Annotated in this window: 14 protein-coding genes; 6 read left to right on the top strand and 8 right to left on the bottom strand. The window is 72.9% G+C overall.

Translation table 11 applies throughout. The features are described from left to right. Window position 1: 1 nt before the first annotated feature. The 5 genes from LJ657_RS36565 to LJ657_RS36545 all read left to right on the top strand — a co-directional run bounded on the left by LJ657_RS36565 (window position 2) and on the right by LJ657_RS36545 (window position 4147). Window positions 2–838 (top strand): amino acid ABC transporter permease, encoded by an 837-nt coding sequence (locus LJ657_RS36565; protein WP_232653233.1) that lies wholly within the window; start codon window positions 2–4, stop codon window positions 836–838. Continuing rightward, on the top strand, window positions 835–1626 hold the full coding sequence (locus LJ657_RS36560; RefSeq protein WP_232653232.1) for an amino acid ABC transporter ATP-binding protein: 792 nt from the start codon (window positions 835–837) through the stop codon (window positions 1624–1626). The genes LJ657_RS36565 and LJ657_RS36560 overlap by 4 nt, the downstream gene beginning before the upstream one ends. A 25-nt stretch (window positions 1627–1651) precedes the next feature. Further along, window positions 1652–1933: a hypothetical protein gene (locus LJ657_RS36555; RefSeq protein WP_232653231.1), complete on the top strand. Its 282-nt coding sequence runs from the start codon at window positions 1652–1654 to the stop codon at window positions 1931–1933. Window positions 1934–1938: 5 nt separating this feature from the next. Continuing rightward, window positions 1939–3030 carry an amidohydrolase family protein gene (locus LJ657_RS36550; RefSeq protein WP_232653230.1) on the top strand — a complete coding sequence of 364 codons (1092 nt, stop codon included), beginning with the start codon at window positions 1939–1941 and terminating at the stop codon, window positions 3028–3030. Window positions 3031–3217: 187 nt separating this feature from the next. Beyond that, window positions 3218–4147: an SCO1860 family LAETG-anchored protein gene (locus LJ657_RS36545; protein WP_232653229.1), complete on the top strand. Its 930-nt coding sequence runs from the start codon at window positions 3218–3220 to the stop codon at window positions 4145–4147. A 131-nt stretch (window positions 4148–4278) separates the two neighbouring features. Here LJ657_RS36545 and cobC read toward each other — a convergent pair whose 3' ends face one another. From cobC to cobM, 6 genes are read right to left on the bottom strand one after another with little or no spacing between them, the layout of a single operon-like run. Further along, a complete protein-coding gene (cobC, locus tag LJ657_RS36540; protein ID WP_232653228.1) occupies window positions 4279–5346 on the bottom strand; it encodes an Rv2231c family histidinol phosphate aminotransferase CobC in 1068 nt (355 codons plus the stop codon). Next, a complete protein-coding gene (locus LJ657_RS36535; protein WP_232653227.1) occupies window positions 5336–6262 on the bottom strand; it encodes a sirohydrochlorin chelatase in 927 nt (308 codons plus the stop codon). Before LJ657_RS36535 ends, cobC begins: the two co-directional genes overlap by 11 nt. Continuing rightward, window positions 6259–6849: a precorrin-8X methylmutase gene (locus LJ657_RS36530; protein ID WP_232653281.1), complete on the bottom strand. Its 591-nt coding sequence runs from the start codon at window positions 6847–6849 to the stop codon at window positions 6259–6261. The genes LJ657_RS36535 and LJ657_RS36530 overlap by 4 nt, the downstream gene beginning before the upstream one ends. A 20-nt stretch (window positions 6850–6869) precedes the next feature. After that, window positions 6870–8561 (bottom strand): precorrin-3B C(17)-methyltransferase, encoded by a 1692-nt coding sequence (gene cobJ / locus LJ657_RS36525; protein WP_232653226.1) that lies wholly within the window; start codon window positions 8559–8561, stop codon window positions 6870–6872. Continuing rightward, on the bottom strand, window positions 8558–9796 hold the full coding sequence (gene cbiE, locus LJ657_RS36520) for a precorrin-6y C5,15-methyltransferase (decarboxylating) subunit CbiE (protein WP_232653225.1): 1239 nt from the start codon (window positions 9794–9796) through the stop codon (window positions 8558–8560). The genes cobJ and cbiE overlap by 4 nt, the downstream gene beginning before the upstream one ends. Next, window positions 9793–10611 carry a precorrin-4 C(11)-methyltransferase gene (cobM, locus tag LJ657_RS36515; protein WP_232653224.1) on the bottom strand — a complete coding sequence of 273 codons (819 nt, stop codon included), beginning with the start codon at window positions 10609–10611 and terminating at the stop codon, window positions 9793–9795. The genes cbiE and cobM overlap by 4 nt, the downstream gene beginning before the upstream one ends. 96 nt (window positions 10612–10707) lie before the next feature. Between cobM and LJ657_RS36510 the strand changes: the two genes are divergently transcribed. Then, a complete protein-coding gene (locus tag LJ657_RS36510) occupies window positions 10708–11436 on the top strand; it encodes a ZIP family metal transporter (protein ID WP_232653223.1) in 729 nt (242 codons plus the stop codon). An 11-nt stretch (window positions 11437–11447) separates the two neighbouring features. Here LJ657_RS36510 and cobI read toward each other — a convergent pair whose 3' ends face one another. Beyond that, the gene (cobI, locus tag LJ657_RS36505) at window positions 11448–12203 is read right to left on the bottom strand and encodes a precorrin-2 C(20)-methyltransferase (RefSeq protein ID WP_232653222.1); all 756 of its coding nucleotides are present in this window, start codon (window positions 12201–12203) and stop codon (window positions 11448–11450) included. Beyond that, window positions 12188–13564, bottom strand: a complete 1377-nt coding sequence (locus LJ657_RS36500; protein ID WP_232653221.1) for a cobyrinic acid a,c-diamide synthase CobB — start codon at window positions 13562–13564, stop codon at window positions 12188–12190. The genes cobI and LJ657_RS36500 overlap by 16 nt, the downstream gene beginning before the upstream one ends. Between the last annotated feature and the right edge of the window lie 6 nt (window positions 13565–13570).

Here is a 13570-nt window from a genome sequence, read left to right as displayed (position 1 = left end):
CATGACCTCCGACACCGACGTACAACTCCGGCCCAGGAAAAAGGGCCTGACCCGCAGTCAGAGGCGCAGCCTGTCACGCGGCGCCCAGTACGCCGTCTTCGTCGCCGCCGTGATCGCGTTCGCGGTCTCGGCCGACTGGGGGCGGCTGAAGAACCAGTTCGCGCAGGGCAGCATCGCCCGGCAGATGTTCCCGGACGTCATCACGCTGGCGCTGAAGAACACCGTGCTGTACACGCTGTCCGGCTTCGTCGTCGGACTGGCGCTCGGCATGGTGATCGCGCTGATGCGGCTGTCGTCCGTGGGCCCGTACCGCTGGCTGGCCGGCATCTACATCGAGATCTTCCGCGGTCTGCCCGCCCTGCTGATCTTCATCTTCATCGGGGTGGCCGTCCCGCTGGCCTTCCCGGGCACGGAGATCGTCGGCGGCACCTACGGCAAGGTGGCGCTCGCGCTCGGCCTGGTGGCCGCCGCCTACATGGCCGAGACGATCCGCGCGGGCATCCAGGCGGTGCCCAAGGGCCAGCTGGAGGCGGCCCGCTCGCTGGGCTTCTCACCGGCCCGCGCCATGATCTCGATCATCATCCCGCAGGCGTTCCGCATCATCCTCCCGCCGCTGACCAACGAGCTCGTCCTCCTCTTCAAGGACTCCTCGCTCGTCCTGTTCCTCGGCGTCACCCTGGAGGAGCGCGAACTGTCCAAGTACGGCCGTGACCTGGCCAGTACGACCGCCAACTCCACGCCGATCCTGGTCGCGGGCCTGTGCTACCTGCTGATCACGATCCCGCTCGGCTTCGTCGTACGCCGTATGGAGGCGAAGGCCCAGGAGGCCGTCAAATGAGCCGTCCGGAAATCGAAGTACGCGGTCTGCACAAGTCCTTCGGCGACAACGAGGTGCTGCGCGGCATCGACCTGGAGATCGGCCAGGGCGAGGTCGTCTGCGTCATCGGGCCGTCCGGCTCGGGCAAGTCGACCCTGCTGCGCTGTGTGAACCTGCTGGAGGAGCCCACCAAGGGCCAGGTCTTCGTGGGCGGCACCGAGCTCACCGACCCCGATGTCGACATCGACGCCGTACGCCGCCGTATCGGCATGGTCTTCCAGCAGTTCAACCTCTTCCCGCACCTCACGGTGACCGAGAACCTCACGCTGCCGCAGCGCCGGGTGCTCCGACGGGACAAGGCGAAGGCGGCGCAGGTGGCCGCCGAGAACCTGGAGCGGGTGGGGCTGTCGGAGAAGGCGGACGCCTACCCCGCCTCCCTCTCCGGCGGCCAGCAGCAGCGCGTGGCGATCGCGCGCTCGCTGTCGATGGGCCCCGAGGTGATGCTGTTCGACGAGCCGACGTCGGCGCTCGACCCCGAGCTGGTGGGGGACGTACTGGCCGTGATGCGCATGCTCGCCGACGAGGGCATGACCATGATGGTCGTCACCCACGAGATGACCTTCGCCCGGGAGGTCGCCGACCGGGTCGTCTTCATGGACGGCGGCATCATCGTCGAGGACGGCACCCCCGGCCAGGTCATCGGCGCCCCCACCCACGAACGCACCCGCCACTTCCTGTCCCGGCTGCTCGACCCGGCCATGGCCCAGGTGGAGGAGGAGATCTCGGACCAGGTGGGTGGCGCCGACTGACAGTGCCGTGTGCGGGGGTTCGGCCATGAACACGGCGCACGTGGAACACGGTTGGGAAGAGACCGTCGCCCTGACCGTCCTGTCCGGCGAGTTCAGCCCCGACCCGGTCGGCGGCACCCTGCCCGGAGCCGTCGTCGCACCCCCGTACCCCGATCTCGCCCAGGACGTGGACCCGGCCTCGGTCCTGGTCCCCGAGGTGGTGCGCGCGGACGGCGAGGACGACCCGCGCGGCTTCGACGCCCCGAGCGTGCACGGCGGCCGACTGCTGGACCGGATCGGGCAGGGACTGCCCGTCGTCCTAGGCTGAGGCCCATGAGCGATCGCACGGTGCTGCATGTGAAGGGCAGGGTCCTGGTCGGACCCGATGACGTCCGGGACGAGCTGTGGGTCGTCGGCGGGCGGGTCTCGTACGACCGTCCCGCCGGCGCCCGCGACATCCGTACCGTCGAGGGCTGGACCCTTCCCGGTCTCGTCGACGCGCACTGCCACGTCGGCCTCGGCCCGCACGGCCCGGTGGACCAGGACACGGCGGAGAAGCAGGCGCTCACCGACCGCGACGCCGGCACCCTGCTCATCCGCGACGCCGGGTCCCCCTCGGACACCCGCTGGGTCGACGACCGCGAGGACCTCCCGAAGATCATCAGGGCCGGCCGCCACATCGCCCGCACCCGCCGCTACATGCGTGGCTACGCCTGGGAGATCGAGCCGGACGAGCTGACCGCGTACGTCGCCCAGGAGGCCCGCCGCGGCGACGGATGGGTGAAGCTGGTCGGCGACTGGATCGACCGCGACCTCGGCGACCTGGCCCCCAGCTGGCCGCGGGAGGCCGTGGCGACGGCCATCGCCGAGGCCCACCGCCTGGGCGCCCGCGTCACCGCGCACTGCTTCGCCGAGAACTCCCTCCGGGACCTGGTCGAGGCCGGCATCGACTGCATCGAGCACGCAACGGGCCTCACCGACGAGCTGATCCCCCTCTTCGCCTCGCGTGGCGTCGCGATCGTCCCGACCCTCGTCAACATCGCGACCTTCCCGCAGCTCGCCGCCGGCGGCGAGGCCAGGTTCCCGCAGTGGTCGGCCCATATGCGCCGGCTCCACGAACGCCGCTACGACACCGTGCGGGGCGCCTACGACGCCGGCATCCCGGTCTACGTCGGCACCGACGCCGGCGGCCACCTCGCGCACGGACTGGTGGCGGGCGAGGTGGCGGAGCTGGTCACCGCCGGCATCCCGCCCGTCGAGGCGCTGTCCGCGACCACGTGGGGCGCGCGGAAGTGGCTCGGCCGCCCCGGTCTCGAGGAGGGGGCCCCGGCCGACCTCGTGGTGTACGAGAGCGATCCACGGGCCGACGTACGTGTACTGGAGGCCCCCCGGCGGGTAGTGGTGAACGGACACGTCGTCGGCTAGCCGACGACGGCCGGCGCGGGCACACGGCGATACGGCGGTGAAAGAGTGGAACGCCTGTGCCTGGTGATTCGAAAACGTTCACGGCGAACACACGATGGGGTGAAGTGGCGCCGGAATGCCCTCAGCGCACCCCGGGTGCGCGATTCTTGACGCGTCCCGAGCAAGAATCCTCTGAGGGGTCCCCACCTTGAACGGCAAGAACTTCCGCATGCCCGCACGCCGTCTCGCCACCGTCGCGACGGCCACGGCCCTCGCCGCCGGTCCCGTGGCGCTGGCCGGCGCGGGCGCCGCGCACGCGACCGGAGACCAGGGCCGGGCGAGCGCCGTCATCCTGCGCACCGGGCTCGACGTGTCCCTGCTCAACAAGACCGTGAACGTCCCCCTCGCGGTCTCGCTCAACCAGGTCGAGGCTCCCCGGAGCGCCGAGAAGACGGCGCTGACCGCCAGGCTGGACGGCGTGAACGGCGGCAGGGCCTTCAACGTGCTGGATGCCGAGACGGCGAAGTCCGCGGCGAGCGTCAACTCCGCCCGGGCCGAGGGGTACACGAACCTCGCCCACGCGAGCGTCCACGTCCCCGGCCTGCCGCTGCTGTCCCTCATCGAGCTCGACCAGGTCACCTCGAAGGCGGTCTGCGAGACCGGGAAGAAGCCCGTCGCCTCCGCGAACCTGGGCGGCTCGGTGACCGTCCTGGGCAAGAAGGTCACCCTGACGACCGGCGGCACCACGGAGGTCAAGGCGGCCGGCATCGGCGAGGTGCGCCTCGACCTGTCGAAGACGGAGACCACCTCGCGTACCGCGGCCGCCAGCGCCCTCGAACTCAAGGTATCCGTCAACCCGTTGAAGCTGAACGTGGCAGAGGTCGAGGGCACCCTCACCCTGGCGAAGGCGACCTGCGAGGCGCCGTCGGGGGCGCAGCCGTCGGGTGCGGGCGGCACCGACCCCGCGGGCGGCTCCGGCGGTACCGGCGGCACGGGCGGCACCAAGGCGCAGGGCGGGGAGTCCGGGCTCGCCGAGACCGGCGGCAGCTCCATGACGCCGTACCTCGCGGGCGGGGCGATCGCCCTGGTCGTGGCGGGCGGCGGAGCGGTGGCGCTGGCGCGGCGGGGCCGGAGCTGAGCGCTCCGCCGGGGGTGCGGGGAGGGTCGTGTTTCGGCTGCGGCGCAGTGGGGGCTGGTCGCGCCCACGCGGCGGAGCCGCATATCGATACAGCCCCGCGCCCCTTGAGGGCGCTCCCCGGCCCGCGGCTATCAGCGACCCGGCGACGACGCCAGTGTCAGGGCGCGGTCCAGTGCCTGTAGGAAGCTGTTGACCGTCGGGCGGTCGCGGACCGCCAGGCGCAGCCACTCCTCGTCCAGTCCCGGGAACGTGTCTCCGCGCCGCACCGCGAATCCAAGGTCCCGCAGATGTCCGCGCACCGCGGTCGCCCGGGGCAGCCGTACGAGGACGAAGGGGCCCTCGGCGGGCTCCGCCATCCGGAGTCCGTCCGAGGCGAACTCGCTGAGCCCGGCGATCAGATGGGCGCGGTCGGCGGCGATGCGGTGCGCCGCGTGCGCCGCCTCCGCCAGGGCCTGCGGACCCATGCAGACCTCGGCGGCGGTCAGCGCGGGCGTGGACACCGGCCACAGGGGCTGGGCGCGCTCCAGTTCGGCGATCGTCCCGGGGGCGGCGAGGACGTAGCCGATCCGGAGGCCGGCCAGCCCCCAGGTCTTGGTGAGGCTGCGCAGGACCACGAGCCCCGGCACGTCCGTCCGCCCGGCCAGTGCCTCCCGCTCACCCGGCACGGCGTCCATGAACGCCTCGTCGACGACCAACGTCCGCCCAGGACGGGCGAGTTGGGTGATGGTCGCGGCGGGGTGCAGGACGGAGGTCGGGTTCGTCGGGTTGCCGATCACCACCAGGTCCGCGTCCTCCGGTACCGCCGCCGGGTCCAGCCGGAAGCCGTCCTCCTCGCGCAGCAGCACCCGGTCCACCGTGTGGCCCGCGTCCCGCAGCGCCGCCTCCGGCTCCGTGAACTGCGGGTGGACGACGACCGGTCGACGTACCTTCAGGGCGCGGGCGAGCAGCACGAAGGCCTCGGCCGCGCCCGCCGTCAGCAGCACCCGCTCCACCGGCAGGCCGTGCCGCGCCGCCACCGCCGCCCGCGCGGCCCGTCCGTCCGGATAGGCCGCGAGGGAGCCGAGCGAACCCGCGATGCGCTCGCGCAGCCAGGTGGGCGGTGTGTCCGCACGGACGTTCACCGCCAGGTCGACCAGGGCGGAGCCGTCGCCGCGCACCTCGGCGTCACCGTGGTGACGGAGATCGTGCTCAGTGCGCATGGGCGTGTCCGCCGTGGTGGTGACCGTGGTGGTGATGGTGGCCGTCGTCGTCCGGGTGGAAGTGCGGCTGCTGCGGCAGCCCCACCTTGTCCTCGAAGCCCGGCAGCGCGATCCGGTACACGCACGAGTCGCAGTTCATGCGCAGATCGCCCTTGACGGCCTCCTCGTACCGCTCCATCACCAGGTCGAGGAGCTCCGGCTCCGGGCCGATGACGTCCGCGGAGCGCACCTCGACCTCCGGGTGCGCGGCCGCCCAGCCCTCGGTCTGCTGCCGTACCCGGTCCGGCAGGATGCCGGTGAACAGGAAATAGGGGAGGACGACGATCCGGCGCGCGCCCAGCTTCACGCACCGGTCCAGGCCGCTGGGCACGTCCGGCGCCGCCAGCGACACGAACGCCGTCTCGACGGCCGCGTACCCGCGGCCCTCCCACAGCAGCCGCGCCGCCTTGTACACCTCGGCGTTGGCGTCGGGGTCCGTCGACCCGCGCCCCACCAGCAGCACGGTCACGTCGGCCCGGTCCTGAGGCGTCCGCACGGTCTCGCCGAGCGCCTCGTCCAGCCGCCGCTCCAGGACCGACAACAGTGAGGGGTGCGGGCCCAGCGGACGCCCGTACGTGTAGGAGATCCCCGGGTGGCGCTCCTTCTCGCGGGACAGCGCCGCCGGGATGTCGCCCTTGGCGTGCCCGGCGGACACCAGCATCAGCGGTACGGCGGCGAACCGCCGTACGCCCTGCTCCACGAGTTCGGCGACCGCCTCGCCGAGCGGCGGCGGCGACAGCTCGATGAAGCCGCCCGCGACGGGCAGGTCGGGGTGGCGGTCCCCCAACTGCCGTACGAAGTCGCGGAACGCCTCGGCTCCGGCCTCGTCCCGGGTGCCATGACCGGCGATGAGCAGGGCGGGCGGCGGGGTGGTCACGATTTCTCCTCGGAGTACTGAGTGGGGTGGTACAGCAGGGCGTTGAGCGCGGCCGACGCGACCGCCGAGCCGCCCTTCTCGGACACGTTGCTCACCGCGGGCAGCCCGCTCTCGCGCAACGCGGCCTTGGACTCGACCGCGCCGACGAAGCCGACGGGCAGGCCGATGACGAGCGCGGGGGAGGCGTCCAGGGTCAGCAGCTCCTCCAGGGCGGTCGGCGCGTTGCCGATCACCCAGAGGGCACCCGGGCCGACCTGCTCGTGGGCGAGCCGTATCGCGTGCGCCGAACGGGTCAGTCCGGGACCGGCCACGGCGTCCCTGAGCCGGCACACCGTCTCGCGCCGGGTGATCCCGGCCGCGACCATCTCCACGTCCACGACGACGGGCGCCCCGCCGTGCAGGGCGGCATACGCCTTTTCGAGGGCGCCCTCGTCCATGACGAGATCGGTCGCGTAGTCGAGGTCGGCGGCGGAGTGGACGACCCGCTCCACCACCGCCCGGGTCAGCGGCGGGAGATGCGAGGTGTCCAGACGCGAACGCAGCCGCCGGTAGGACTCCTCCTCGATCGGATGGACCACACGGTTCACGGGCCCCACGACGGAGTCGCTCATGATGCGGCCTCCTGCCAGCGGTAGCCGCGCGGCGTCACCATGCGCCCCGCGATCTCACGGGTCGCCGTGTTGCCCACCGTCACGACCGTCATCATGTCGACCGTCGCCGGGTCGAGCGAGGCGAGGTCCGTCAGCCGGCTGGATTCGTCCGGCCGTGACGCGTTCCGTACGACACCGACCGGCGTCGCCGGCTCCCGGTGTTCCGCGAGGATCGCGAGCGCCTTCGGCAGCTGCCAGTCCCGGCCCCGGGACCGGGGGTTGTAGAAGGTCACCACGATGTCCGCCTCGGCCGCCGCGCGCACCCGCCGCTCGATGACCTCCCACGGTGTGTGCAGGTCGGAGAGGCTGATGGACACGTGGTCGTGGCCGAGCGGCGCGCCCAGGATCGCCCCGGCCGCGAGCGCGGCGGTGACGCCCGGCACGCCGGTCACGTCGATGTCGTCGGAGGCCTCGGCGAGCGCGGGGGAGGCCATGGCGTACACGCCGGCGTCTCCGCTGCCGATCAGCGCGACGGCCTGCCCCTTCCGGGCCTCGGCCACCGCGGTGCGCGCCCGCTCCTCCTCGGCGCCGAGCCCCGACTCCAGGATCCGGGTACCGGGTCGCAGCAGATCGCGGATCTGGTCGACGTACTGGTCGAGCCCGACGAGCACCGACGCGCGCCGCAGTTCGGCGGTGGCCCGCGGGGTGAGCAGATCGCGGGCACCGGGACCGAGCCCGACCACCGCGAGCCGCCCGCGCGCCGCCCGCCGTACGACGGCACAGGTCGCCATCGAGGCGTGCCCGTCGGCGCGTGCCGACTTCCGCTTGGGGACCAGGAGTTCCCCGCCCCGGGCGAGCGCTGATGCCTCGGCGACGGACGGAGTGCCCACGGCGGTGAGCGGCGCGTCGGAGGGGTTCGGGACCTCGACCTTCGCCAGCTCCGCGGCGGAGTACGTCACCACGGGCACCCCGAGCCGGGCGGCCGCCTCGACGATGCCGGGCTCGTCCCGCTTGGCGTCCACGGTGGCGAGCTCGGCGATGCTACGAGCAGACAGTCCGGCGTCCCGCAACGCCCCCTCGACCAGCCCGAGCACCTCCTCGACCGGGGCACCCTTGGACGCACCGACACCGACGACGAGGGACGGCGGGCGGAGCAGCACCTCCCCGTCGACGGGTTCGACCGCACGGTCCGTGAGCCGGACGGTGTGCCGGCCCCGCGGGGCGAACGGCACTGGTGGCAACGGCCACGCCACTTCGGCGTCCAGCGCGACCGGCTCGCCGTCCAGCAGCGCCCGCGTCACACCGGCCACGTCGCCCTCCACCGGGAGGCCGAGCGTGTCCAGGCCGGGGATGCCGACCGCGTCCGTCGCCGTGGTCACCACGGGCGCGGCACCCAACAACTCGCCCACCTGCTCGGCGAGTTCATTCGCACCGCCCCCGTGCCCGCCCACCAGCGACACGGCGAACCGCCCGCCCTCGTCGACGCACACCACACCGGGGTCGCTCTTCTTGTCCCCCAGCAGGGGCGCCACGAGCCGAACCACCGCCCCCGTCGCCAGGAAGCACACGAGCTGCTCGCACTCGGCGAACGCGGCGCGTACGGCGTCCCCGACGGGGCCCTCGTACACGCGCGTGCGGTCCGGCCACGCCGCGGCCAGCCGGTCGCGCGCCGCCGCCCCCGCCGCGGTGGCGGAAATGAGGCCGATCACAGGGCAACTCCTTCACGAGAAACGGGGGTTCTGGTCCCCCACAGCAGGAAAACCGGATTGGTCGCCGCCAGCCGGGTCACGTCCCCCGGCAGGGGTGCCAGCCGCGAGGACTGCAACAGCACCCCGTCGCAGTCGAACCCGGCGCCGGTGAGCGCGGTGCGCACCGCGGGCACCCGGTCCAGCGCGGCCACGGCGACCACGACCGTCCGCCGGGCCCGCCGCGCGCACGCGCCGACGATCCCGGGCAGCTCGCGCCCCCCGCCGCCGACGAACACGGCGTCGGGATCGTCGAGTCCGTCCAAGGCGTCCGGCGCCGTACCGTGCACCACATGCAGGTCCACGCCGTGCGCACCGGCGTTGGCGCGGATCCGCTCCACCCCGTCCGGCGCCTTCTCGACCGCGCTGACCGCGGCGCCCAGCAGCGCGCACTCCACGGCGACGGACCCCGAGCCGGAGCCGACGTCCCAGACCAGGTCGCCGGGGCGCGGCCCGAGCCGGGCCAGGGCCAGGGCCCGTACCTCGAACTTGGTGATCATCGAGTCGCGGTGCGTGAACCCGCCCTCGTCCAGCGCCCATCGGGAGGGGCGTACGGCCGCTCCCGCCAGCGTGCGTGCGGGACCGAGCGCCCGTGTCTCGTCCAGGCACAGGACGACACTCACCGCCGTACCCCAGTCGCGGTCCGCGGCCTCGGCGGGGGAGACCCGCTCCAGGTGCTCCTCGCCGGAGCCGAGCGCGGAGGCGACGACGAGGACCCGGCCGGGCACGGTGCGGGCGAGCGCGGCGCCCAGTTCCGCCGGACCGGCACCGGGCCCGGTCAGCACAGCCACCTTCGGGTGCGCCCGGCACACGTTGACGGCCGTCCGCGGATCCCGCCCGTGCGCACTGACGACGACCGCGTCGTCCCAGGTCAGGCCCAGCCGCGCGAAGGCGGTGGCGACGGACGAGACACCGGGCCGTACGTCCAGACGCCCCGCACCGAACCGCTCGGCCAGGGCCCGCACGATCCCGAAGAACCCGGGGTCGCCCGAGGCCAGCACGACCACGCGCCGGTCCTTGCCGACGTACTCCTCCATGACGTCCAGGGCGGGCGCCAGCGGCCCGAGGACGATCCGCTCGGCGGTCTCCGGCAGCCGTACGGCGTCCAGGTGCCGGCGCCCGCCCACGACGAGCTCGGCCCCCGCCACCGCTTCGAGGGGGACCGGCGCGCCCGTCCCCGTACCGACGACCGTGATCACGTACTGGCACCCCGCGTGCGCAGGGCCCGGCGGGCCTCCGGGTCGGCCTTGCGGTAGCCGTGGAAGTGGCCGGGGTGGTACAGGTGCGAGCGCGTGCCCTCGGCGTCCAGTGCCGGACCGACCAGGAAGAGGGTGTGCTTCCAGAACTTGTGCTCCTTGACCGTCTCCTCCAGCGTCCCGATCGTGCAGCGCACCACCAGCTCCTCCGGCCAGGTCGCCTGGTAGGCGACGACGACCGGCGTGGACGTCGGATAGCCGCCCTCCAGCAGCTCCCGCACCAGCTGCCCGCTGCGGGCGGCGGACAGGAAGATCGCCATGGTGGTGCCGTGCCTGGCGAACTCCCGCACCTCCTCGCCGGGCGGCATCGGCGTCTTGCCGCCGCCGAGCCGGGTCAGGACGACGGACTGAGCGACCTCCGGAATGGTCAACTCGCGCTGCGCGAGCGCCGCGACGGCGGAAAAGGCGGAGACACCGGGCACGACCTCGGTCTCGATGCCGATCCGCGCACACCGGTCCAGCTGCTCCTGCGTACCGCCCCACAGGGCGGGATCACCGGAGTGGATACGAGCGACGCGCAGCCCGTCCGCCCGCGCCCGCTCGTAGACGGCGACGACGTCCTCCAGCGACATCGTCGCCGAGTCGAGGACCTCCGCTTCCTCGCGCGCGTGCTCGAGGACCTCCGCCTGCACCAGGCTCGCGGCCCAGATCACGACGTCGGCCTCGGCGATGGCGCGCGCGGCACGGAACGTCAACAGGTCGGCGGCGCCGGGGCCGGCACCGACGAAGGTCACCTTGCCGGTGGGGGCATCGGCCATGGGTTCGGTCCTCTCTAGCAAAGACTGGTCTTACGAGTGGTGTGGTTGTTGCCGTCGGACGTGCGTGAACGGGGGCTGATCGGATAGCAAGGGCGTATGGCGGTCTTCGTCGCGCTCGGCGCGTTCCTGATGACGCTGGCCGGCGGCTGGACGGCACAGCGTGTGACCGACCGCCGCCACCTGGTTCTGGGCCTGGCCGGCGGACTGATGCTCGGTGTCGTCGGCCTGGACCTGCTGCCGGAGGCGCTCAAGGCGGCGGGCGAAGAGGTCTTCGGCGTACCGGCGGCCCTGCTCCTGTTCGTGGCCGGATTCCTGCTGGCCCATCTGGTGGAACGCCTGCTGGCCGCCCGCCAGGCCTCCCACGGAGGGGAGGAGAGCAACGGCCGTGTGCCCGAGGTGGGTCTGACGGCGGCCGCCGCGATGGTCGGTCACAGCGCGATGGACGGCGTGGCGATCGGCGCGGCCTTCCAGGTGGGCGGCGGAATGGGCGCGGCGGTCGCGCTGGCCGTCGTCGCCCACGACTTCGCGGACGGCTTCAACACGTACACGATCACCAGCCTGTACGGAAACGCCCGCCGCAAGGCCCTGATCATGCTGTTCGCGGACGCGGTGGCCCCGGTGGCCGGCGCGGCCTCGACGGCCTTCGTCACCATCCCGGAGGGCCTGCTCGGCGGCTACCTCGGCCTCTTCGGCGGCGTACTCCTGTACCTCGCCGCCGCCGAGATCCTTCCCGAGGCGCACCACGAACACCCCGCCCGCTCGACGCTGCTGTGCACGGTGGCGGGGGCGGCGTTCATCTGGCTGGTGGTGGGCCTGGCCGCGTGAGCCGGCGCCGGTCACAGCTTGCCGCCCCGCCCGCCGTCGCGCGGCGCGGGCGCGATGAGCGTGGACAGGTAGGGGAGTGGCTCGCCGTCGAGCTCGGACGCCGGCCGGATGGACTCCGACTCCAGCCCGAGCGCGGAGCCCCACACGGCATCGTCGATCCGCCCGGTCTCGCGCAACGCCTCGGCGACCTCGCCGGCCTGCCGCCCGAACTTGTAGGCCACGACGGTGCCGGGCCCGCCGAGAGCATCCTTCAGCACGGCGGAACCGGCGGTGACGGGCACGAGGGTGAGCGGCTCGGTGCCCTCGGTGAGCACGGCACCCGAGCGCGCCGCGAGATCCTGCATGGCGGTGATCCCGGGCACGGTCTCGACCTCGGTCCCCGGCACCAGTTCGGCGATGGTCTGCGCGAGGTAGGTGAACGTCGAGTACACGTTGGGATCACCGATGGTGGCGAACGCGACGACACCCCGGTCCCGCAGCAACTGCGCGACCCGCTCCCCGGCCGCGTCCCAGGCAGCCTCCCGCCGCCCGCGATCACTGCGCTCGTTGAGCGCGAAGACCACGCGAACGACCTTCTCCGCGGGCACGTAGTGCAGCACGGTGGCCTCTGCCCGCCCCCGCTCCAAGGTGTCCATGACGGGCACGACGACAACATCGGCGGCCCGCAGGGCATTGACCCCCTTGACGGTCACCAGCTCGGGATCACCCGGCCCCACCCCGACCCCGATCAACCTACTGCTGTCGCTGCTGCTCATGACGTCCGGCACCTCTCCACGAACCGACGGGCGACACCGGGCTCGGACGCCCAGTGCGTGTGCAGATAACTGGCGTGCACACCTTGTTGTACGAAACCTTCGACCCGCGGCACAGGGGCGCGCACGCCCCACGCGGGAGCCGCCCCCGCCCCCGGTTCGACGACCGTCCGATGGAACTCGTGCCCCTGCATCCGGGTACCGGCGGGCGCCAGCACACTGTCGCTGACGGCCACGGCGTCCCGGTACCCGAGGGTGAGCCGCCCGCTCATCCGCGCCCGCGCGTCGAGCACCCCGCACATCGGCTGCCCGTCGAGCTCCCGGCACAGATACAGCAGCCCGGCACACTCGGCGGCCACGGGAGCACCGCTCTCCGCGAGCGCACCGACGGCCTTGCGCAACGGTTCGTTGGCAGACAGTTCACTCGCGTACACTTCGGGAAACCCGCCCCCGATGACCAACCCCCTTGTCCCGTGGGGCAGTTGCTCATCACGGAGCGGATCGAACGGGACTGCTTCGGCCCCTGCGGCAGCGAGCAGTTCACTGTGCTCGGCGTAGGAGAAGGTGAAGGCGGCCCCACCGGCAACGGCAACTCTCACCTTCGAGCCGTCCGCCTGGGGCGAGGAATCCAGGACCTCAGCCGCATCCCAGGCCGCACACGACAACGCCCCCGCACTCCGCGCCAGCCCCAGCAACCCTTCGAGATCACACCCCGCCGCTACCTGCGCGGCCATCGCCGCAACGGCATCGACGGCGTCCCCCCGCCGCTCGGCGACAGGCACCAACCCCAGGTGCCGGGAAGGCGTGTCCACCTGCGCAACCCGCCGCAGCACCCCCAGCACAGGCACCCCGGCCGACTCCAACGCCTCCCGCAACAGCTCCTCATGCCGATCCGAAGCGACCTTGTTCAGGATCACCCCCCCGACCCGCACCTCCGGATCCCAGGACGCGAACCCATGCACCAGCGCCGCCACGGACCGGGACTGCGACGACGCGTCGACCACCAGCACCACCGGCGCCCGCAGCAGCTTCGCCACATGAGCGGTGGACGCCAGTTCACCCTCCCCCGCGGCCCCGTCGAACATCCCCATCACACCCTCGACGACGGCGAGGTCGCACCCGCGAGCCCCGTGCAGGAACAACGGCCCGACCAGCTCCGGCCCGCACAGGTACGCGTCGAGGTTTCGCCCCACCCGCCCGGTGGCGAGCGCGTGATACCCGGGATCGATGTAGTCCGGCCCGACCTTGTGCGGGGACACGGCAAGCCCCCGCGCGGCGAACGCGGCCATCAGCCCCGTGGCGACGGTGGTCTTGCCGCTGCCGGAGGCCGGCGCGGCGATGACCAACCGGGGGACGGAGGACAGGGAGGAACTCACGACGAC

The sequence above is a fragment of the Streptomyces guryensis genome, from assembly GCF_021261325.1.
In the GTDB taxonomy this organism is placed as follows: Bacteria; Actinomycetota; Actinomycetes; order Streptomycetales; family Streptomycetaceae; genus Streptomyces; species Streptomyces guryensis.
Note: the sequence above shows the minus strand (reverse complement) of the source record. Positions and strands in the feature narration are given on the sequence as shown.